The following is an 18,607-nucleotide window of genomic DNA, read 5'->3' on the forward strand; positions in this document are numbered from 1 at the left end:
GACCGCGGGTCCTGCGGGCATGCGTGCCCGGACGGAGGCAGTTCCGGGGCCCGGGGAGTTGCCGCCGGGACCCGCGGTGCATGGGCCCATTCCGGGATGTCCCCGAACGAGGCGTCTCCCGTGGGGCGGGCGTGCCACCTCCGCCTGGTCGGGCCCGGATCAGGGCAGATGAGGCAGAACGGCCCGGGCGATCCCCTTGCTGGTCGCCGTGGAACCCGAGGTGACCGACAGCACCGTCGAGCCCTTGAGGACCTCGATGATGCCTGCCTTGTCGTAGCTGTATGCGGCGTCACCGAGTCCGGCCACCGCCTGGGACTTCCCGGTGGTGGCACCGTAGGGGCCCGCGTCCTGGCTCTTGATCAGCTGCTGGAAGGACTCCGCGGTGAAGGAGCTCTTCAGGACCGCGACGACCAGAACCCCGGAGGCGTTGTAGACGCACTCGGTGAGGTCTCCGGTGGTGACCTTCCGCCCGGTGCCGAGCGCCGAGTGCAGCACCGGCTGCGCTTCGGCGGCGGTGAGCAGCGCGCAGGGGTCGACGGTTCCCGCTGCGGGCCCGGAGGCCGTGTCGCCCGCAGGGCTGGAGACGGCGGGGCTGGAGACGGCGGGGACGCCGGGGCTGGAGGCGGCCGGGGCGGGGGAGGGGGTCGCCGGACCGGAGGGGCCGGAAGGTCCGGCCGACTGTGCGGCGTCCTTTCCGGCACTCGGGGCCGCGCTGCCGCAGGAGGCGAGGACGGTGCACCCGGCCAGGGCGACCGCAACGGCGAGGAGACGGGTGGGCGCGGACATGGGGAGCCTCCGGTCGAGTCGTGTGAGAGGCGCAGGCGGAGCAGGCATCCCGAGTGTGGACCCCCTGTGAAGCGGTCCGGGATATCGCACGCTGCGGTTGATGCCGTTCCGTGACGAACCGGACTGCGGCGCGGCCGGGCGCACTGCCCAGGGCCTGATGAGGACCCACATCCGGCGGCCCGGGATCCCCGTGCCAGTGTCCGCGGCAGCCGTGCCCGTGCCCGTGCCCGTGCCCGTGTCCGTGTCCGTGCTCGGCCTCTGCCGTCGGAGCCGGGGCGGGCGTCGGGGCCCGGCCGCCGGGGCGCTGCCGTCGGCCGGAGGGCGGCAAGGGGGTCGTGGCACGGCGCGGCGGGCCGTCGCACAGTCGCCGACGGCCCGCCGCAGGGGCCTACCTGTGGTCCGCGATGGCGAACGACAGGTCCTGCCAGAAGAAGTACGACGCGGTCCCGGTGCCGACGTTGATCGCAGCCTCGACCTTGGGCACATCCTTGGGCGCCGTGGCGGCGACAGCCAGCCGCAGGCGGTACACGGCCGTGGCGCCGGGCGCCAGCCGACCCGGGACCGGTCCGGCCAGCGTCGCGAACATGCCGGGGTCGCATCCGCCGGGGGTGATGGTGACCCGCTGCCAGCCGTGGCCCGCGCGGTACTGCTGGAGCACCAGGTCTGCGGGCCGCAGTGTGCTGGTGGCGCTCTGCCCGTAGGCGGAGAGGACGCCGCTCAGCGGCGGATACGTCCGGTCGGTGGTGTTGTGCACGGTGACGGTGAAGGTGCGGGCCGGGCCGCCGTGCACCAAGGGGACGCCCTGCGGCCAGCCGCCCACCGAGACCGCCGGCCGGGTCGCGGCGGCGGTCCGTGCCGGTGCGCGGTAGGTGTGTCCGTGCCCGTCGGCCACCGATGCGGTGACCTTCAGGGTCCCCGGGAGGTCCAGGTCCTGGAGCCGCAGCGCGACGGTGTAGGGACGGGCGGCACTCGCCGTGGGGGCGGTCACCGGGAAGCTGAAGTCGGCGTGCTTCGGAAGACTGCCCTCACCGGAGCGGACGGCCAGCTGGACCCAGCTGCGGGTCGCCGGCACATAGCGCTCAAAATCCAGTGAGGCGGTGCTGAATCCGGTGGTCGTCACATCGAGGTGCACGGTGCCCTTGGAGACGGGCGTACGCAGAGTCACTGCCGAGGAGGTCAGCAGCCCCAACGGCGCCTGCGCGGGCAGCTGGTAGGAGATCTGCTGCGCCGACGTCCCGGCCGGGGCCGGCGCCGGGGCCCGTCCGGCCGCGAGTCCCGCGGCGGAGGCCCGTACCGGGGCGGCCGTCGTGTCGCACATGGGGCGGGTGCCGATGTGCGCTGCTGCCGGGACGGGGGTGGTGGGCGCTGCCGCAGCCGGTCCGCCGGCAAGGGAGAGGGCCGCGGAGAGGGCCAGCGCGGAGCCGCCGGCCGTGCGCCGCACCGTCTTTCGTTGTGCAGCTGAAGTCATGACATTCCCCCATAGTCGGTTCGATGTGCTGGAGGACTTGCACGTCCCGTTACGTCACTGATCTGATGGACAGCTGCTGGGAGTACGTGGTTCCACGACACGCCGGAGGCCTTCCTTACGGGCGGGAGGAGGACGCCGGCGGCGGGTTGCCCGGCCCTCACCGCATCGGCGGTCCGCCGGCGGAGCCGCTCCTGGTCCGGGGGACATGCGGGGACTTCGGTCGTGCGCAGCGGGTTCGTCCCCCGAGCCGGGGCCGGGCAACGAGCCCGGGACAGGCCCACTGGTCCCATCCATGGGAGCACCCGCGGCCGAGGGGCGGCAACTTCTGCGGATGCTCGGCGAGTCGTTCCCGTGCCCGGAGCGGTCAGTCCGGCGCCTGTTCGGCCGGAAAGCGGTCCAGGGCGGCGAGAAGGGCATGGGCGTGGCCGGTGAGGTCTACGGGGTCGGTGAGGTGTACGGGGTCGGCCGGGGAGATGTCGTCCATCTCCAGCAGCGCGGCGTTGAAGCGGTCGCGGTGGAGGGGCCTTCCGCTGCGGTCGACGCCGATGAGGTCCTGCCGAGTGTCGAAGGACGCCCGTACGGCGACATGGGGCTCGCCGCCGTCCCACCCGACGGTCACCGAGAGTTGCGCACAACCGTCGTCGAACAGCACGAGGTCGGGCTCGCCGGTGCCGGCCCGGAGCGTGTCGAGGATCCCCTCGGCGTAGGCGCGCACAGCGGCGGGCTCCGCGATACCCGGCACCTGGGGAGCGAGTTCCACGAACCGCAGACCGCCGGACCACTGCCGTCCGACGGCGAACCGGACCGGCCTCCCGACCGGATCGGTCATTCCGTCGAACCCGGCGACGATCTCACCGCGGTTCCGCACCCCCTCGCTGTCCACCCGCCCACCGTAGGTGAGTTCGCCGGTCGGACACCGACAGCGGACCGGTCCGCACGCCGCCCGACCGCCCGGCGGAGGCGTCCGGGGAACCGGGTGGACCCCGTCCGATGCCGAAACCAGTTCATCCGACCTCTTCCCGACCGGGACGGCATCGGACATCCCCGGCGTACCGGAGATTTCGACTGATGAACCGTCAGGCCGCTGCCGGTGCGCGATGTGACACCATGCCGCCGTGATCACCTCCGTCCGCACCGGACCGTTCGCGCCCCGCTGCCAGGAGGCTCCATGACACCGGCCGACCAGGGCGCCGGCCCCGCGCCGCTGCCGACGGCATCGGCACCGCCGCCGCCCCGCCGCGACCCAACCCGGGGCCCGTCAGAGGGCCGTCCGCACTCCCGGCAGCGGGCCGGGCCGTCCCGGGTCCTTCCAGGGACTGAACGCCGCCAGGGGGAAGACCGGACGGACGAAGGAACACGGGAGAGGAAAGAGAGTTGCCCACCAGCTACGACCGCCGGTCCGCCGAGGCCTACCGGGCGGCCCGCGAGATTCCGCGCGACGGTCTGGACGCCTGGCGTGAGGCGCTGGCCGAGCAGCCCGCCCTCGCGCCCGGAGCCACCGTGCTCGATGTCGGGGCCGGGACGGGCGGGTTCGCCACCGCCTTCCGCGACTGGTTCGGCGTGCGGGTGCTCGCCGTCGAACCGGCCGAGGCGATGCGGGCGCTGATCCCCGCGACGGACGGCATCGAGGCGCTCGACGGGCGCGCCGACGCGCTGCCCGTGCCCGACGGCTGCGCCGACGCCGCCTGGCTGGGCTCGGTCCTGCACCACCTCGGCGACCTCCGGGCCGCCGCCCGCGAACTGCGCCGCGCCCTCAAGCCGGGGGCACCGGTACTGATCCGCAACGCCTTCCCCGGCCGCTGCGAGCGCGATCTGCGGGTGCGCTTCTTCCCCGGCACGGCGCGGATCGTCGACACCTACCCGACCGTCGAGCAGGTCTGCGAGGACTTTGCCGCGGCGGGCTTCACCAGGGTGTCACTGCGCTCGCTCCCGCAGCGGAGCGCCCCCACGCTGGCCGCCTTCGCCGGGACGCTGCGCCGTGACACCGACTCAAAACTCCGGGCGCTGCCCGACGCCGCCTTCGAGGAGGGGATGGCCCGCCTCAGGGCGGCCGCGGCGGCCGACCCGTCCGCTCCCGCGACCAGTTGGATGGACCTCCTGGTCCTCGGCTGAGGCCCGTTGTGGATCAGTTGGGTCATGGCTCGGTGAACAGGTGGGCAAGGCGCGTGCCACGGCGGCGGCCGCCCCTTAGAGTTCCAGGATCGCGTCGTCGAGGATTGCCCGGGACAGGTGGGACAGATGTCGGTGCCATGGAGCGGGGACGGGCTGCCGCCGATGGCCGCCGAGCGGATGGCCGGGCTCCGGAGCAGCGGGACATGGTCCTCGGCGCTGTCGACCGGTGAGTTCGCCGCGCTCCGCGCGGTCGGCTTTGAACCGGTGGGCCAGGTGATGGGCTCGACCGTCCACCACATCGGCCGCAGCGGCCGCTACTGGGGTTATCACGACTGCCTCTATCCCGGAGCCGGCTACACCTTCGCCAGGGCCACTGCCTCGATCGCCCTGTCCGGGCGCGGCGCACCCTCGGCAGGGCTGGTCAAGGTGTTCGACCAGGCGCGCCGCACCGCGCTGGGCCGGATGGTCGCCGAGTGCGCCGCTCTGGGCGGCGACGGGGTGGTGGCGGCGCAGCTCACCATGGCTCCGTTCCCGGCCCAGCCGAACTGCCTGGAGTTCAAGGTCATCGGCACCGCGGTGCGGGCACGCGGCGATGTGCGGCCACGGAACCCGTTCACCTGCCACCTGGACGGCCAGGGGTTCGCGAAGCTGGTGACGGCGGGGTGGGTACCGGTGGAACTGCTGGTGGGGATGTCGGTCGGAGTGCGCCACGACGACTTCGGGACCCGCGCCCAGTCGTACTCCTTCCGGAACGCCGAGGTCACCGGGTGGAGCGAACTCGTCCACGAGGTCCGCTCGGACGCCCGGAACCAGCTGCGCGTCCAGGGGCTCGGCCGAGGCGGCGACGGTGTCGTCCTCGCCTCCGGCGGTATGCGGGTCTGGCGCGAGCCCTGCATCCGGGCGACGTCGGGCGGCAGCTCGGAGCAGGAGGACCACCTGGTGGAGGCGACCATGGTGGGAACCGCCATCGCCCGGTTCCGGACCCGTGCGCAACCGCAGCAGACCCTCACCGTGATGCCGCTGGGACGCCGGGGCGAGCGGCTGAGCCGCAGGCTGGCCGCAGTGGCGTCCAGCCCCTACGGAGACCCGGCGGAGTACCGCCGTCTCCTGAGGGAGCTGAACGAGCAGGGCGACCAGGGATGACGTCCCGCCGGAGTCTGCGGGGAGCAGGGCCCCCGCCGAGGGCGGCGGCCGGTGGAGGGCCGACAGTGAGGAGTGAGCAGATGCCGGTGGACAGGGGAGCGCGATGACCAGTACCGATCCGAACAGCCAGGGGATCCCCGCCGACGCCATGCGCCGGCTGGCGGAACTGGAACCGGGCAAACCGGGTTCGATCTTCACCAGCGATCTCTCGGTCAATGAGTTCCTGCTCGTCCGGGAGGCGGGGTTCAAACCGATCGGCCTGGTGCTGGGCAGCTCCATCTACCACGTGGGCATCCAGATCGGCCGCTGGGGCAAGAACCAGGAGCTGGAGACCCTCAGCCAGGCCATGTACCACGCCCGGGAGCTTGCGATGACCCGGATGGAGGCGGAGGCGGCCCAGCTGGGCGCCGACGGCATCGTCGGGGTGCGGCTCAGTGTGGAGGCCCGGGAGTTCGGCAACGACATCGCGGAGTTCATCGCCATCGGCACCGCGGTGAAGGCCGACCATCCGGCCCCCGGAGGCGCCGGCTGGCGCAACAACAAGGGCCTGCCCTTCACCTCCGACCTCTCCGGCCAGGACTTCTGGACGCTGATCCGGGCCGGCTACGCCCCACTCGGCATGGTCATGGGCACCTGCGTCTACCACATCGCCCACCAGCGGATGGGCGCGGTCTTCTCCAACTTCGGCAAGAACGTGGAGATCGAGCAGTTCACCCAGGCGCTCTACGACGCCAGGGAGCTGGCCATGGCCCGGATGCAGGCGGAGGCCGAGCAACTGGACGCCGAGGGCATCGTGGGCGTGCAGCTGAACGCCCACAACCACCGCTGGGGCGGCCACACCACCGAGTTCTTCTCGATCGGCACGGCCGTGCGACCGCTCCGCGACGACCACGAGATCGAACGCCCCACAATGGTGCTCAGCCTGGACGGCTGAAAAGCTGGTACAGGTGGCCGACCGCGCCCGCGGCCGGCCAGGACGAGGACGTCAGCGCAAGGAGCGCCATGAGTGACCGTGAGCCGCCGCCGGATGCATCGGGCAACGCGGCGCCGGACGACCTGCCGGCACCGTTGCCCGGCTCCGGCGCCGGTGAGCCCGACAGCTGGGCCGGTTCGATCGACATGCTGGCGGCGACGCTGCGCCGGGACGCGGCGGACCTGGAGCTGTACGCCCAGGTGCTGACCGGCTCGCTGGCGGAGGCGCTGCCGCCGGGATCGGTCGCGCTGGAGCGCCGCCGCAGCATGGGCGACCGGCTCGCCGGCCGGGAGGGGCGGATCGAGAAGGTCGAGGTCTCCCTGGACGAGCGGCGGCTGATCCTCACCCTCGCGCACGGGCGTCCGGCGGGCGAGGTCGCCACGGTGGTACGCGGGGTCGTACTGTCCCGCAAGCCGGTGCCGCTGGACACCTGGGCGCAGGAGCTCGCCGAGGCGGTCGCGGTCCGTGCCCGCTCCGACGCACGGGCCCGGGCCGCGCTGGAGAAGCTCCTGCTCGGCGGCTGATCGCGGCTGAGTCGGCGGCGTGGCGGAGACATGGCGGCGCGGCGTGGGCCCGACGGCGCACGGACCCAGGGCATGCCCCGTGAACGGAGTCGGGCGCACTTCCGGGGCCGTCCCCACGGCCGGGTCCGCCCAGGTTGCCGGTACCGTCCGGTCCAAGGCGGCAGCACACCGGGACGCGGCCGCTCCCGACGCGGTCGCGGCCTGGTGCGCTGCCGTCAGGCCGGTACAGCCTCCAGTTTCCGGACGACCGCCTCGGCGACCGCGGCGGCGCTGCCAGGATTCTGACCGGTGATCAGATTCCCGTCCTCGATCACAAACGACTCGAACGGCCTGTCCGCAGTGCGGTAGTCGGCACCGAGTTTCCTGAGCTCCTCCTGCAGGTTGTACGGAACCGCCCTCGCCCGCTGGGCCAGCTTCTCCTCGGGCCAGGAAAAACCCGTGACCCTCTTCCCCCTGACCAGGGGCTCGCCGTCGCTCAGCCGGACATTGAGCAGCCCAGTGGCGCCGTGGCACACGGTCGACACGATCCGGTCCGACTCGTAGAACCGGGCCATCAGGGTCTCCAGGTCCTGGCTCTGGGGGAAGTCGAACATCACACCGTGCCCACCCGTGAGGTAGATGGCGTCATAGTCCTCGACGCTCACCTCCGAGATCCTCCTGGTGTCCTCCAGGAGGTTCATGAACTCCCGGTCCTCGTACCGCTCTCCGGTTCCCAGCTCCGCCAGGACTTCGTGCGACAGGCTCTCCGGGTCCAGCGGGATCCGTCCGCCGACGGGACTGGCGATGTCCATGGAGAACCCGGCCCTCTCGGCGACGTCCCAGAAATGGGTCAGCTCCCCCAGCCAGAGCCCCGTCCGGTAGCCGACCTTGTCGTATTCGGGGACGTTGGTGACGACGATCAGAATGCGCTTCTTCGCCATGATGGGGGGTCCTCGGGCTCGTTGTGCACCAGCATGACCGCGGGGCCGGTGCGGCAGGCCCGGCCCATGGGGCGGCGCGCGAGGGTGTACCAAATGTCGCTTTCCAGGCTATCGCTCGCCGCAGGAGGCGGGCAAACGCCCACAGCGGCATCGCAGTACGCCGCCATGGGCGCTGCGCCGCCGCAGCGCTCCCGCCTTCTGCGCCGCGCCACCGGCCGCCGCACGGTCACGGGTCGTCACCCGCCGTTCACAGACGGCCTCCGGTGGTTCCCTCGGCCACGGAGTCGGCGAGATAGGCGTCAGGGTCCGGCCGGTCTGGGGCGAGCACATGGCGTACCCAGGCGTCCCTCTCGTGCAGGATCGGCACCACCTCCCAGACACAGCCGATCAGCGGCACAGTCACTCTGACGAAGTGCGAGGGGTCGTCGTCCGGGCAGCCCAGGAAGGGCTGGCCGGCCGCCGCCCCGGCGAAGTGCAGGGCGTTGTCCCAGACCCAGCTGTAGGCGTTGAGGTAGGCGCCGTCGTCGCCTCCCCGGTGCAGCACGGTGAAGGTGACAGGCGGAGTCCCGTCGGGCTCGGGCAGCAATTCGGGGAGGATCGCATACGCGGCCTCGGCGACCCCGGGATCGATGCCCCGTGGGTCGGCGGTGACGTGGTACCGCTTGATCCGCCGGCCGGCCACCGTCACGGGCGGCAGGACCAGCAGTCGTTTCTCGGTGAAAGCCATGCCTGGAACCTAGGGGGACTCCACTGTCATCCTGTGTCAGTGAAGTCCAGCCGCCTTCTGGCGATCCTGCTCCTGCTCCAGGTCAACGGCAGGATGACCGCGGCCCGGCTGGCCGCGGAGCTGGAGGTCTCGGTGCGGACCGTCTACCGGGACGTGGAGTCGCTGCAGGCGGCGGGGGTGCCGCTGTACGCGGACGCCGGTCATCGCGGCGGTTACCGACTGCTCGCCGGCTATCGCACCCGGCTCACCGGACTCCATGCGGACGAGGCCGAGGCGCTCTTCCTCACCGGAATCCCGGGGCCGGCCGCCGAGCTCGGACTCGGCCCGGCCCTCGCCGCGGCCCAGCTCAAACTGCGTGCGGCGCTTCCGCCGGAACTGCGCGACTACGCCGACCGCATGCGCTCCCGGTTCCATCTGGAGGCGCCGGGCTGGTACGCCCAGGACGACGAGGTCCCGCAGCTGCCCCGGGTGGCGGATGCGGTGTGGCGCAGCCGGGCCCTGCAGGTCCGCTACCGCCGGTGGCGGGAGCCGACCGATGTGGACCGGCGCCTGGAACCCTACGGTCTGGTGCTGAAGGCCGGCCGCTGGTACGTCGTCGCGGGGCCGGGGCCGCGAACCTACCGGGTCGACCAGATCCTGGAACTCGAGGAGTGCGACGGGGAGTTCACCGTCCCCGAGGACTTCGACCTGGTCGCCTACTGGCGGCGCCACGAGGCGGACTTCCATACCCGTCTGTACCGGAGCGAGGCGGTGGTGCGCCTGGCGCCGGGCGCCGCGGCCCGGCTGGTAGGTGCCGCAGCCCGGGCGCTGGAGGCCACCGCGGTCCTCGAACCGGACGGATGGATCCGGGCCGTGCTGCCCATGGAGTCGCCGGACCACGCCCAGCGGACACTGCTCGCGCTGGGGGCCGATGTCGAGGTCCTGGGACCACCGGAGTTGCGCGCCGCAGTCGCCGCCACCGCCCGCACCCTGGCGGACCGCTACGCCTTGCGCGGGCCGGACGGGCGCGGCGAGCACCGGCAGGAGGGCGGCTGAGGCGGGCCTTCGGGCGGGGGCCGGCCGTTCCGTCCCGGTGCTCCGCCGGGTCGTTCCGGGGCGCCCGCCCCGGCGGCGGGCTGGGCCGCCTGGCCCTGACGGTTTTGCGTGCGGTGCCGGAGGTTCCTCATCATTCTCGGGTGACGGCATGCCCCGTTCCGGCGACGCTCTTTCCCAGCGGGCGCGGAGCTGTACCCGGCCCGGAATAAAGGCTGAATAAAATCTCGCGGCTTTCATCGGGAATCGAGGTGAAAGGGTGAAGTGTGATTGGGGGCGACAGGTGCGTTGGTAAGCATGTGGTTGTCCAGCCCGTTCTCCGGAAAGGCAGAAACTCCCATGGCTAATCGTTTCGTCCGCGCACTCGCCCTCGGCGTCGCGACCACCGCTCTCGCCGGCGGCGCCGCCCTCACCTCGGCCACGGCGGCCTCGGCCTCCCCGGCCCCCACGGTGGCCGCGTCGCACCCCTCCTCCGGGCACTCCAAGCCCAGGTGCACGGTGCGTGCGGGGTACTGGACCAAGACCTGGCACCGGGGCTACACGGACAAGCGCCACCGGTCGCACGCGGGCTACTGGACCAGGACCTGGCACGCGAGCACCCGGCACTGCGGTCGTTGACAGAGGTCCGGTCGAGCGGCACGGAAAGGCCCCGGTATTCCGGGGCCTTTCCCTCCGCTTTCCGGGGCGGCCGTTTTCCGGTGGCTTCCGGAGGTCCCCCCGTGCCGGTGCGGGGGAACGTGCGGCGACTTCTTGTGCGGGTGTCGCGCACCGGTATTACGGAATTATCGCGCCCGGTCGGTGACCGGCCGTGAAAGGGGGCCGTCAATTGGCCGTCAATGCTCCGTCTCCGGGGCCGGCAGAGCGGCTCAGGGAGCCCGGTCTGTGACCCGGACGGGCACGGACCCGCGCCACGACCGCACCGGGGCTGCCACCGCGGTGGCCGGGGGTGGCGGCGCGGAAGCGGCCTCTACCGGCTGGAGCGGCGGTCGCGCCAGTCACGCACAACCTGGTCGGCATCGAGGGGAACCAGGTTGAGCGGCGGGCCGGAGAGCGGCCGCCCGCACGCATCGCGGATCTTCTCGTTGATGTCCGCCACGATCCGCCGGACCTCGCTCTCCGATCCGGCCCGTAGCGCCGCCGCCAGCGCATCCTCGGCCTGCTTGCGCAGTACGAGCGTCTCCGGCAGGTAGGACAGGTTCTCGCGGCGCATCTTCTGTCTGACCCACCACAGCTCGTCGTAGGGCTCGGCCAACTCGGCGAGGGGTCGTCCGGCGCCCGGCAGGTTGTCGAACTCGCCGCGCTCCGCCGCTTCGCGAATCTGCCTGTCCACCCAGGTCTCGAAGCTGACACCAGGAGGCTTGCGCTCGGTCATGCCTTGATTGTTCCCCGTGCCGGCCGGCTGCGGAACGCGGTCGGCCGGCACACCTGCCCGTCAAGGTGAATCGGCTACACGCCGTCCATGTCGAAATGGATCAGCGGCTTGATGATCCCGTCGTCTTTGGAGGCCATCATCCGGAACGCCCGTTCGATCTCGTCGAAGCCGAACTCATGCGTGGTCATGGGTGTGGGATCGACTTTGCCGTTCTCCAGCAACCGGAAGATCCGCCGAAGCCATCCGCGGCCCCCGCGGTTGAACCCGCCGTAGACCTGCTTGTCGGACATGCCGTATCCGAACGGCTCCAGCGGGATGCGCAGCGGCTCGGGCACCTCCCCGTGGTACCCGACATTGGAGATACGCCCTCCCGGTTTGGTGACGCGGAAGGTCGCCTCCCAGGTCCCGGGGGTGCCCAGCGCCTCAATGGCCGCATCGACGCCCTGGCCGTCCGTCAGCTCCATGATCCGCTCGACGGGGTCGCACCGCGTGTGGTCGACGATCAGGTCGGCGCCGAAACGGCGGGCGAGTTCCTGGCGGGCGGGAACCGACTCCACGGCGATGATCAGGCCCGCGCCGCGCAGCCGGCAGCCGATCGTCGCCGACAGCCCCACCGCGCCCTGGGCGAAGACCGCGACGGTCTCGCCCAGTTGGAGCTCCGTGTGCTCGGCGGCGACGAACCCGGTGGAGAGCATGTCGGTGGCGTACAGCGCCTGGTGGTCGGAGAGCCCGTCGGGGATGGGCGCGAGGTTGGCCTCGGCGTTGTTCACGAGGAAGTACTCGGCCAGATTCCCGTCCCGCTGGACGGTGAATCTGGCGCCGCCCAGCATCCGCCCCCCGCACTGCGAGGAGAACCCGCGCTGGCAGGAGTCGCACTGGAAGCAGGGGGTGATCCCGGCCACCGCGACACGCATGCCCTTCGCCAGTCCCTCGACGGCGGAACCGAGCGCATGGACGACACCCACCGCCTCATGCCCCAGGGTCACATTCGGAGCGACCGGGATCGCGCCTCGCACGGTGTGCACATCGGTGGTGCACACCATGGCCGCGGTGGTGCGTACGACCACGTCGTTGGGGCCGGGCTCGGGGACCGGCTTCTCGATGACACCGACGTCACCGACCCGCCGGAGGACAAAGGCTCTCATGTGTGACCACCTACCGTTCGATGCCTGGAATGCATGGAAGGCGTCACTCGTGCGTGGTGCGGCCGGCAGTGTCGGGAAGCCCCTGTCGGGGCGGCACCGGGCACCACCGTGACGGTTGCGCCGGTCGGCGGGACCCGCGGGACCGGACCTGCCGGGCAGCGCCGGCGAGGAGGCCGAGGGCACCGGTGTGTCCGGTGGGGGAGTCGGGTGGATGGCTCATGCCATCGCTCTTCCCGTGGCGGGGGCCCGGCGGCGGTCGCCGCGCCCTCTTCCGCCCGTTCGGCCGACACGGCGCACCGGTGGTACGGCGGCCGTGTCAGCAGGTTCGTCGGCCGACCGGCAGGTCGGGCCGTCCTCCCCGGGGGCCGCCCCCGGGTCCGGGGTCAGCGGCCGGGGAAGGTGTAGGTGTAGCCGGCGGCGTCGAGTCGGTCGAGGAGCACGGAGAGTGCCCGGACCGTCTGCTCGCGAGGGCCGCCGCCGTCGTGCATCAGAATGATGCCGCCGGGCTTCAGCTCGGTGTTGATGTTCTTGAGGATGGTGTTGACGCCCGGGCGCTTCCAGTCCTCGGAGTCCACGGTCCAGGCGAGCGGACGCATACCGTGCCCTGCGGCGATCTCCCGGATCGTCGGGGAGAAGTCACCGCCGGGCGCGCGGTAGTACCAGAGGCGGGATGCGGAGCCTGCGGCTGCCGCGATCTGGTGCTGGGCGTCGACGATCTCGTGCCGGTTGTAGGCGGCGGACTTGTGGCTCTGCTGCTCGTCGTGGTGGACGGAGTGGTCACAGAGCGCGTCCCCGGCCGCGAGGATGTCGTGGACGAGCTGCGGGTGGGCCGCCGCGTTGGGGCCTATCTCACAGAAGGTGGCCTTGGCGTGGTGCTGGGCCAGCAGATCCAGGATCCGGGGCGTCCAGCGCGGGTCCGGTCCGTCGTCGAAGGTGAGGGCGACCGACCGGCCCGCCTCCCCGGTGCTGTGCTGCAGGGCGGCCGAGACTGCGGTGGCCTGGACCGGGAGGCTGTGGCCGCCGCCACGGGTGGCTGCCGACGGGGGCGGGGCGAGCCTGGTGTGGACCGGGTGCGCGGCAGGCGTGGACGTCCGGACCGGCGGAGCGGGGTGCTCGGTCCGCGCCGCCCGCGACGGGGCCGCGGCCGAGGACGGAGCGGAGGACGGAGCGGAGGACGGGGCTGCGGCCGAGGAAGGGGCCGCGGCCGAGGGGGCGGCGGATGCCGAGTGCGTACGCGGACGCGGATCGGGGTGCACTACGTCGGCCTGGGGGGTGTGCCTGGGGCTCACCACGGCTGCGGCACGGGGGGCGGCCGCCTTGGTGCCGCTGGTTGCGGCCCCGCAGGCGGAGAGTCCGAGGGTGGTGGCCCCGCAGACGACGGCGGTAGCGGCGATCTTCGTGGTGGTACGCAAGAAGGAGCCTCTCGACGTGGTGGTGCGGTCCCGCGGTGGTGCCGGCGGGATTCGGCAGGAAGGCAGGAAGGCAGGAAGGCAGGAAGGCAGCGGGGAAGGGCGAGCTCAGTGGGCGCGGTGGCGCCGCCCGGCGGGGGCCGGGCCGACTCGCGGGATCCGACTGCTCAAGCCCGGGGCCGGCAGGCGGCGACCGGGGGGCGCCGCGGCCGTCCGCGGCGTGAGGGAGGCGCCGACGGGAAGGGCCGGCATCCGATCGGGCTCGGGATGTACGGAATCACAGACAGGGCGGATCCTCTGGAAGCGACGACACGGCGGACACGGGCCCGCACACGGCAACGGGTCGCCCGTACGCACACCGGGAGTCCGCGGCCGGGCCTGACCTCCCCCTGCCATCAAGTGTGCATGGTCCGGCCGGTAAACAAGTCAAAGCGAACGCAAAGCCCGCCGCAGCCCGTCCGACGCGCGGGTGCCACGACCCGGCTGCCGTCCGCGCCGCAGCGGTCGTACCGGGCGGCCGGCGTACGGCGAGGCGGTGCCGAGGTCCGAGGCCGGCGGCCGTGCCGGGGCCGGGGCCGGGCGGCGGCGCAGGCGTCCGAGGCCGGACGGACGCGTGCCGATGTCAGAGGTCGACAGCCGTCCCCAGGCCGTGGGCACGGGCGAATCCATGGACGACCGACGCAGCCGCGACATCCAGCGCCGCGTGGCCCGTCGACTTGAAGACGGTCAGCTCCCCGGGCTGCCGGCGGCCGGGATGGTCGCCGCCGAGCACCGATCCGAGCAGGGTGACGCGATCGGGCGCCACGCCCTGGAGCTCATGGGCGCCCGCGGGCGGTGCGGACGCGGCCGCCCCGGCCCACTCCGCGAAGAGCGAGCCGTCGCGGACGGTCTCCGGGTCGAGTTCCGGCCCCTCCGAACCGCCGACGGAGCTGATGTGCGCCCCTTCGGCCAGCCAGTTCCGCCGGATCACGGGCTCGGCGGCGCCGGTGCAGCAGAAGACGACGTCGGCGCCGCTCACCGCTGCTTCGACCGTGTCCGCCGAAGCGGTCGGGTGCCCCGCCGCGGTCTGCCGGGCACGTTCCGGATCGCGCCCGCCGACCACCACGGGAGTGTCACCGGTCACGGCGGCGAGCAGTGCGACCTGGGCGCGGGCCTGCGCCCCCGTCCCGATGACGGCGATACGTGCGGGGTGCGGGGCGGCGAGCGCCTGCATACTCGCGGTCGCGGTCGCGGCGGTGCGCACCGCCGTGATCGACTCCGCGTCCATCAGCGCCAGCAGCCGCCCGTCGTGCTCGTCGAAGAGGGCCACGACACCGCGGTGCTCGCTTCTGCCCGTGCGGCCCGGAGCGGCGAACACCGACACCAGTTTGGCGGCCAGCCCCAGCCCGGGGACATGGGCCGGCATCGCACCGAGGAGCCCGGCCGGTGCCCGCGCCGCGATCCGGGGCGGGGCCGACACCTCGCCGCGGGCGATCGCGACCAGCGCCGATGTGACGGCGTCCAGCACCCGGGCCGGATCGAGCGCCGCCCGGGTCTGCGACCGGTCGAGTATCAGGACGCTGCTCACTCGGGGCCTCTCTGCGGAAGGGGGTCCGCTGCCGGACCGGCCGGGCCTGCGGCGGTCCGGCCGTCGCTCTGCCGCTCCGCGGCCGTCGGCGGCGGAGGGGTGTCCGAGGACAGGACCGTGAGGGTGCGCTGCAGTTCGGCGGTGGCCTCGTGCAGCGCCCTGGCCACCTCGGTGAGCTGGGGCTCCTCGAACTCCGCGTCGGGGCCCACCACGGTGAGCGCGCAGATGGGCGTCCCCTTGGCGGATGTCACGGCGCGGCTGATCGACGCGATCAGCTTCTCGTTGCGGCCGCGCTCCAGGGCGTACCCGGTGCGCTCCGCCTGCGCGATGTCCGCCGGCAGGGGGTCGTCGCCGGTCAGCGTATGGCCGGCCTCCTGGGCCTGGCGCAGATAGGGGCCGCGTGCCTCCGGGGCGAGCGCGGCCACCAGCGCCAGCGGCCCGGCGAACCTGTGCACCGGCAGCATGCTGTCGCGCAGGTCGGAGATCATCTCCAGCCTGGAGGGGCGGACGACGTCGATCACCCGGGACCGGTCGGACTCCAGAACCTGAAGGTTGACCATCATGCCGGTGCGGGCCGACAGGTCCTCCAGCACGGGACGGGCGACCGCCGCGAGCGAGCGGGTGGCGGAGGCGTGGGAGAGCTGGAGTGCGACGGTACCGGGCAGATAGTGGTCGCCCGCGCGGAGCACCCAGCCGCGCCGCACCAGGTCGAGCAGCACCCGGTAGGCGGTCGCGCGGTGCAGTCCGACCTCCTCGGCGAGCTCGCTGAGGCGCACGGGACGGTCCGACCGGGCGACTGCCTCGATCAGGTCCAGTGCTTTGTCCACGGCCGAGCTGGAGGACCGGGGCATGCTTCATCGCCCCTCTCGTGGGTGGGCAGCGTTCAGGTACAGTAGCGCGAGTTTCAAATAGCGCAACGCCTGTTACATACACCGTAACATTACCGCGACCGCCGGACACGGGAACAGGTCGCTCGCCGTCACAAGGAAGAGGTGGAATCGATGGGCCACGAGGCCGCCGGAGCTCCGACTCCCCATGCCGCGCCGGAGAAGGGGACGACTGCGGTGTACCGCGGTGCGACCTTGATCGACGGGACCGGCGGACCGGCCCGGCCGTCGACGACGATCGTCGTCGACGGCGGTGAGATCCTGCTGGTCGCCCCCGACGGCGAGATCCCCGACGACCTCCTGGACGGCGCGGAGACCGTCGATCTCCAGGGCCGCTTCGTCATCCCCGGGCTGATCGACTCCCACCAGCACATCGCCACTCCCCCGAACCGCGCCCTCGCCGAGGAGACCCTGCGGCGCCATGTGTACGGCGGTGTCACCGCGATCCGTGACATGGCGGACGACCTTCGGCAGGTCGGCGACCTCGCCCGGGCCACCCGCGTCGGCGAGATCCCCGGTCCGGACATCCACTACGCCGCGCTGATGGCCGGGCCGAGCTTCTTCGACGACCCGCGCACCTGGCAGGTGTCGCAGGGCGAGACACCGGGCGCCGTCCCCTGGATGCAGGCGATCACCGAGGAGACCGACCTGCCGCTGGCCGTCGCCATGGCCAGGGGCACCCACGCCCGGGCGATCAAGATCTATGCGGACCTGCCGCCGGCCCTGGTCGCCGCGATCACGGCCGAGGCCCACCGGCAGGGCATCGCCGTCTGGGCGCACGGCACCGTGTTCCCGACCCGGCCGTCCGAGGTGGTCGCGGCGGGTGTCGACGCGGTCTCGCACATCACCCTGCTCGCCTATGAGGCGGGCGCCGAGCCGCTGAACGGCTACAAGGACAAGCCCGCCATCGAGTACGACCGGTTCGCGGACGGCGACGACCCGAAGCTCCAGGCGCTCTTCGAGCAGATGCTGGAGCAGCGCACGGTCCTCGACGCCACCGCAGGACTGTGGGCGTGGCTCGAGACCGAGACGGAGGACGACGACGAGCGGGCCAGGGCCCGCGCCAACTCCGTACTGGCGGCCCGGCTCACCGCCCACGCGCACCGGGCCGGTGTGCCGATCTCCGCGGGGACCGACTACGAGACCGAGCCGCACGACCCGTATCCGGCGCTCTACGACGAGATGGCCTTTCTTGCCGACCGGTGCGGTCTGTCCCCCGCGGAGGTCATCCGCTCCGCCACCCTGGTCGGAGCCATGAGCCTCGGGGCCGAGGCCGCCATGGGCACCGTGGAGAGCGGAAAGCTCGCCAACTTCGCGGTGCTGTCCGAGGACCCCCTGCAGGACCTCGCCCATCTGCGCAGCATTGAGTTCGTGGTCAAGCGCGGCCACCGCTACGACCGGACCGACTACCGCCCCACCGGCGCACCGGTCGAGGCCGAGCCGAAGGGATGTACCGACTGATGGGCACCGCACACGACTACCTGGTCGTCAATGCGCTGGGAGAGCTCGACAACCCCAATGCGGCGCACTCGTCGGCCGCGGCCGGAAAGCTGATCCAGAGCAGCGACGACCTGACGATCGACGCCCGCACCCTTGCGGACGCCCACGCCTCGGGCCTCACCGCGGTCAACATCACGCTCGGCTACACCATGGGCGACATGCCGCCGTACGAGCACACCCTCCATGAGATCGAGGTCTGGGACGGCATCATCCGGGACAACCCGGCCGACCTCCTCAAGGTGCGCACCGTCGCCGACATCCACCGCGCCCGGCAGGAGCGCAGGGTCGGGGTCATCTACGGCTTCCAGAACGCCGTGGCCATCGGCGAGGACCTCGGCCGGATCGACACCTTCGACCGGCTTGGCGTGCGGGTCATCCAGCTCACCTACAACCAGGCCAACCACATCGGCGACGGCTCGATGGCGCCGGAGAACCGCGGCCTGACCCCCTTCGGCCGCCAGGTGGTCGAGGGCCTCAACGACAGCCGGATCATGGTCGACCTGTCGCACAGCGGTGAGCGCACCTGCCTGGAGGCCGCCGAGATCTCCCGGCAGCCGGTCTCCATCAACCACACCGGCTGCCGCGCCCTCACCGACCTGCCCCGCAACAAGACGGACGAGGAACTGCGTCTGGTGGCGTCACGGGGCGGCTTTGTCGGCATCTACTTCATGCCCTTCCTGCACGCCTCCGGCCATGCGAGCGCAGAGGACGTGGTCGAGCACATCGACCATGCGGTGAACGTCTGCGGCGAGGACGCCGTGGGCATCGGCACCGACGGGCCGGTCACCTCGATCGACGACCTGGACGCCTACCGGGCCCGGCTCGCGGAGCATGTCGCCCTGCGCGCGGCGGCCGGTGTGGGGGCGGCGGGGGAGCGGAGCGACACCTTCCCGTTCGTTGTCGACCTGCGGGGCGTCGATCAGTTCCATGAGCTGGTCCGGCTGCTGGAACTGCGCGGCTACCGCTCGGAGCGGATCGAGAAGATCCTCGGGAAGAACTTCCTGGACTACGCGGAGCGCATCTGGGCCGCCTGAGCCCTGCC

18 protein-coding genes are annotated in these 18,607 nt (G+C 72.3%); 8 read left to right on the plus strand and 10 right to left on the minus strand.

Annotated elements, in window-relative coordinates; all coding sequences use genetic code 11:
- Positions 1 to 159: 159 nt before the first annotated feature.
- The 3 genes from AB0761_RS32445 to AB0761_RS32455 all read right to left on the minus strand — a co-directional run bounded on the left by AB0761_RS32445 (position 160) and on the right by AB0761_RS32455 (position 3,137).
- Positions 160 to 786 carry a hypothetical protein gene (locus AB0761_RS32445; protein ID WP_377272801.1) on the minus strand — a complete coding sequence of 209 codons (627 nt, stop codon included), beginning with the start codon at positions 784 to 786 and terminating at the stop codon, positions 160 to 162.
- Between the two features lie 388 nt (positions 787 to 1,174).
- Positions 1,175 to 2,254 (minus strand): hypothetical protein, encoded by a 1,080-nt coding sequence (locus AB0761_RS32450; RefSeq protein ID WP_377272802.1) that lies wholly within the window; start codon positions 2,252 to 2,254, stop codon positions 1,175 to 1,177.
- A 364-nt stretch (positions 2,255 to 2,618) separates the two neighbouring features.
- Positions 2,619 to 3,137 (minus strand): hypothetical protein, encoded by a 519-nt coding sequence (locus AB0761_RS32455; protein ID WP_377272803.1) that lies wholly within the window; start codon positions 3,135 to 3,137, stop codon positions 2,619 to 2,621.
- A 491-nt stretch (positions 3,138 to 3,628) separates the two neighbouring features.
- Between AB0761_RS32455 and AB0761_RS32460 the strand changes: the two genes are divergently transcribed.
- The 4 genes from AB0761_RS32460 to AB0761_RS32475 all read left to right on the plus strand — a co-directional run bounded on the left by AB0761_RS32460 (position 3,629) and on the right by AB0761_RS32475 (position 7,006).
- Positions 3,629 to 4,366 (plus strand): class I SAM-dependent methyltransferase, encoded by a 738-nt coding sequence (locus tag AB0761_RS32460; RefSeq protein ID WP_377272804.1) that lies wholly within the window; start codon positions 3,629 to 3,631, stop codon positions 4,364 to 4,366.
- Between the two features lie 126 nt (positions 4,367 to 4,492).
- Positions 4,493 to 5,509, plus strand: coding sequence for a heavy metal-binding domain-containing protein (locus AB0761_RS32465; protein ID WP_377272805.1), 1,017 nt, complete (start codon positions 4,493 to 4,495; stop codon positions 5,507 to 5,509).
- A 103-nt stretch (positions 5,510 to 5,612) separates the two neighbouring features.
- Positions 5,613 to 6,443, plus strand: coding sequence for a heavy metal-binding domain-containing protein (locus AB0761_RS32470; RefSeq protein ID WP_377272806.1), 831 nt, complete (start codon positions 5,613 to 5,615; stop codon positions 6,441 to 6,443).
- Positions 6,444 to 6,511: 68 nt separating this feature from the next.
- Positions 6,512 to 7,006 carry a hypothetical protein gene (locus AB0761_RS32475; protein WP_377272807.1) on the plus strand — a complete coding sequence of 165 codons (495 nt, stop codon included), beginning with the start codon at positions 6,512 to 6,514 and terminating at the stop codon, positions 7,004 to 7,006.
- 215 nt (positions 7,007 to 7,221) lie between these two features.
- Here the strand turns inward: AB0761_RS32475 and AB0761_RS32480 are convergent, their stop codons facing one another.
- Together AB0761_RS32480 and AB0761_RS32485 are read right to left on the minus strand one after the other, a co-directional pair.
- A complete protein-coding gene (locus AB0761_RS32480; RefSeq protein WP_377272808.1) occupies positions 7,222 to 7,926 on the minus strand; it encodes a type 1 glutamine amidotransferase domain-containing protein in 705 nt (234 codons plus the stop codon).
- 247 nt (positions 7,927 to 8,173) lie between these two features.
- Positions 8,174 to 8,653, minus strand: coding sequence for a hypothetical protein (locus AB0761_RS32485; RefSeq protein WP_377272809.1), 480 nt, complete (start codon positions 8,651 to 8,653; stop codon positions 8,174 to 8,176).
- A 39-nt stretch (positions 8,654 to 8,692) separates the two neighbouring features.
- On the opposite strand from AB0761_RS32485, the gene AB0761_RS32490 reads away from it, so the two are divergent.
- Positions 8,693 to 9,688, plus strand: coding sequence for a helix-turn-helix transcriptional regulator (locus AB0761_RS32490; RefSeq protein WP_377272810.1), 996 nt, complete (start codon positions 8,693 to 8,695; stop codon positions 9,686 to 9,688).
- A 336-nt stretch (positions 9,689 to 10,024) separates the two neighbouring features.
- Positions 10,025 to 10,303: a hypothetical protein gene (locus tag AB0761_RS32495; RefSeq protein WP_377272811.1), complete on the plus strand. Its 279-nt coding sequence runs from the start codon at positions 10,025 to 10,027 to the stop codon at positions 10,301 to 10,303.
- A 349-nt stretch (positions 10,304 to 10,652) separates the two neighbouring features.
- Here AB0761_RS32495 and AB0761_RS32500 read toward each other — a convergent pair whose 3' ends face one another.
- The 5 genes from AB0761_RS32500 to AB0761_RS32520 all read right to left on the minus strand — a co-directional run bounded on the left by AB0761_RS32500 (position 10,653) and on the right by AB0761_RS32520 (position 16,005).
- The gene (locus tag AB0761_RS32500; protein WP_377272812.1) at positions 10,653 to 11,057 is read right to left on the minus strand and encodes a DUF1992 domain-containing protein; all 405 of its coding nucleotides are present in this window, start codon (positions 11,055 to 11,057) and stop codon (positions 10,653 to 10,655) included.
- A gap of 74 nt (positions 11,058 to 11,131) precedes the next feature.
- Positions 11,132 to 12,202: an NAD(P)-dependent alcohol dehydrogenase gene (locus AB0761_RS32505; RefSeq protein ID WP_377272813.1), complete on the minus strand. Its 1,071-nt coding sequence runs from the start codon at positions 12,200 to 12,202 to the stop codon at positions 11,132 to 11,134.
- Between the two features lie 383 nt (positions 12,203 to 12,585).
- Entirely contained in the window at positions 12,586 to 13,614 is a 1,029-nt protein-coding gene (locus tag AB0761_RS32510; RefSeq protein ID WP_377272814.1) for a polysaccharide deacetylase family protein, read from the minus strand.
- 619 nt (positions 13,615 to 14,233) lie between these two features.
- On the minus strand, positions 14,234 to 15,178 hold the full coding sequence (locus AB0761_RS32515) for an ornithine cyclodeaminase family protein (RefSeq protein ID WP_377272815.1): 945 nt from the start codon (positions 15,176 to 15,178) through the stop codon (positions 14,234 to 14,236).
- The gene (locus tag AB0761_RS32520) at positions 15,175 to 16,005 is read right to left on the minus strand and encodes an IclR family transcriptional regulator (protein ID WP_377272816.1); all 831 of its coding nucleotides are present in this window, start codon (positions 16,003 to 16,005) and stop codon (positions 15,175 to 15,177) included. Before AB0761_RS32520 ends, AB0761_RS32515 begins: the two co-directional genes overlap by 4 nt.
- 174 nt (positions 16,006 to 16,179) lie before the next feature.
- On the opposite strand from AB0761_RS32520, the gene AB0761_RS32525 reads away from it, so the two are divergent.
- Both AB0761_RS32525 and AB0761_RS32530 read left to right on the plus strand, forming a co-directional pair.
- Positions 16,180 to 17,526 carry an amidohydrolase family protein gene (locus tag AB0761_RS32525; RefSeq protein ID WP_377272817.1) on the plus strand — a complete coding sequence of 449 codons (1,347 nt, stop codon included), beginning with the start codon at positions 16,180 to 16,182 and terminating at the stop codon, positions 17,524 to 17,526.
- Positions 17,526 to 18,599: a dipeptidase gene (locus tag AB0761_RS32530; RefSeq protein ID WP_377272818.1), complete on the plus strand. Its 1,074-nt coding sequence runs from the start codon at positions 17,526 to 17,528 to the stop codon at positions 18,597 to 18,599. Before AB0761_RS32525 ends, AB0761_RS32530 begins: the two co-directional genes overlap by 1 nt.
- Positions 18,600 to 18,607: the final 8 nt, after the last annotated feature.

The sequence above is a fragment of the Peterkaempfera podocarpi genome, from assembly GCF_042466665.1.
Classification (GTDB): domain Bacteria; phylum Actinomycetota; class Actinomycetes; order Streptomycetales; family Streptomycetaceae; genus Peterkaempfera; species Peterkaempfera podocarpi.

Bases quoted from the DNA above. Each gene is read 5' to 3' on its own strand.
- AB0761_RS32445 (WP_377272801.1), bottom strand. From the start codon at position 786: ATGTCCGCGCCCACCCGTCTCCTCGCCGTTGCGGTCGCCCTGGCCGGG.
- AB0761_RS32450 (WP_377272802.1), bottom strand. From the start codon at position 2,254: ATGACTTCAGCTGCACAACGAAAGACGGTGCGGCGCACGGCCGGCGGC.
- AB0761_RS32465 (WP_377272805.1), top strand. From the start codon at position 4,493: ATGTCGGTGCCATGGAGCGGGGACGGGCTGCCGCCGATGGCCGCCGAG.
- AB0761_RS32470 (WP_377272806.1), top strand. From the start codon at position 5,613: ATGACCAGTACCGATCCGAACAGCCAGGGGATCCCCGCCGACGCCATG.
- AB0761_RS32475 (WP_377272807.1), top strand. From the start codon at position 6,512: ATGAGTGACCGTGAGCCGCCGCCGGATGCATCGGGCAACGCGGCGCCG.
- AB0761_RS32480 (WP_377272808.1), bottom strand. From the start codon at position 7,926: ATGGCGAAGAAGCGCATTCTGATCGTCGTCACCAACGTCCCCGAATAC.
- AB0761_RS32485 (WP_377272809.1), bottom strand. From the start codon at position 8,653: ATGGCTTTCACCGAGAAACGACTGCTGGTCCTGCCGCCCGTGACGGTG.
- AB0761_RS32495 (WP_377272811.1), top strand. From the start codon at position 10,025: ATGGCTAATCGTTTCGTCCGCGCACTCGCCCTCGGCGTCGCGACCACC.
- AB0761_RS32500 (WP_377272812.1), bottom strand. From the start codon at position 11,057: ATGACCGAGCGCAAGCCTCCTGGTGTCAGCTTCGAGACCTGGGTGGAC.
- AB0761_RS32505 (WP_377272813.1), bottom strand. From the start codon at position 12,202: ATGAGAGCCTTTGTCCTCCGGCGGGTCGGTGACGTCGGTGTCATCGAG.
- AB0761_RS32525 (WP_377272817.1), top strand. From the start codon at position 16,180: ATGGGCCACGAGGCCGCCGGAGCTCCGACTCCCCATGCCGCGCCGGAG.
- AB0761_RS32530 (WP_377272818.1), top strand. From the start codon at position 17,526: ATGGGCACCGCACACGACTACCTGGTCGTCAATGCGCTGGGAGAGCTC.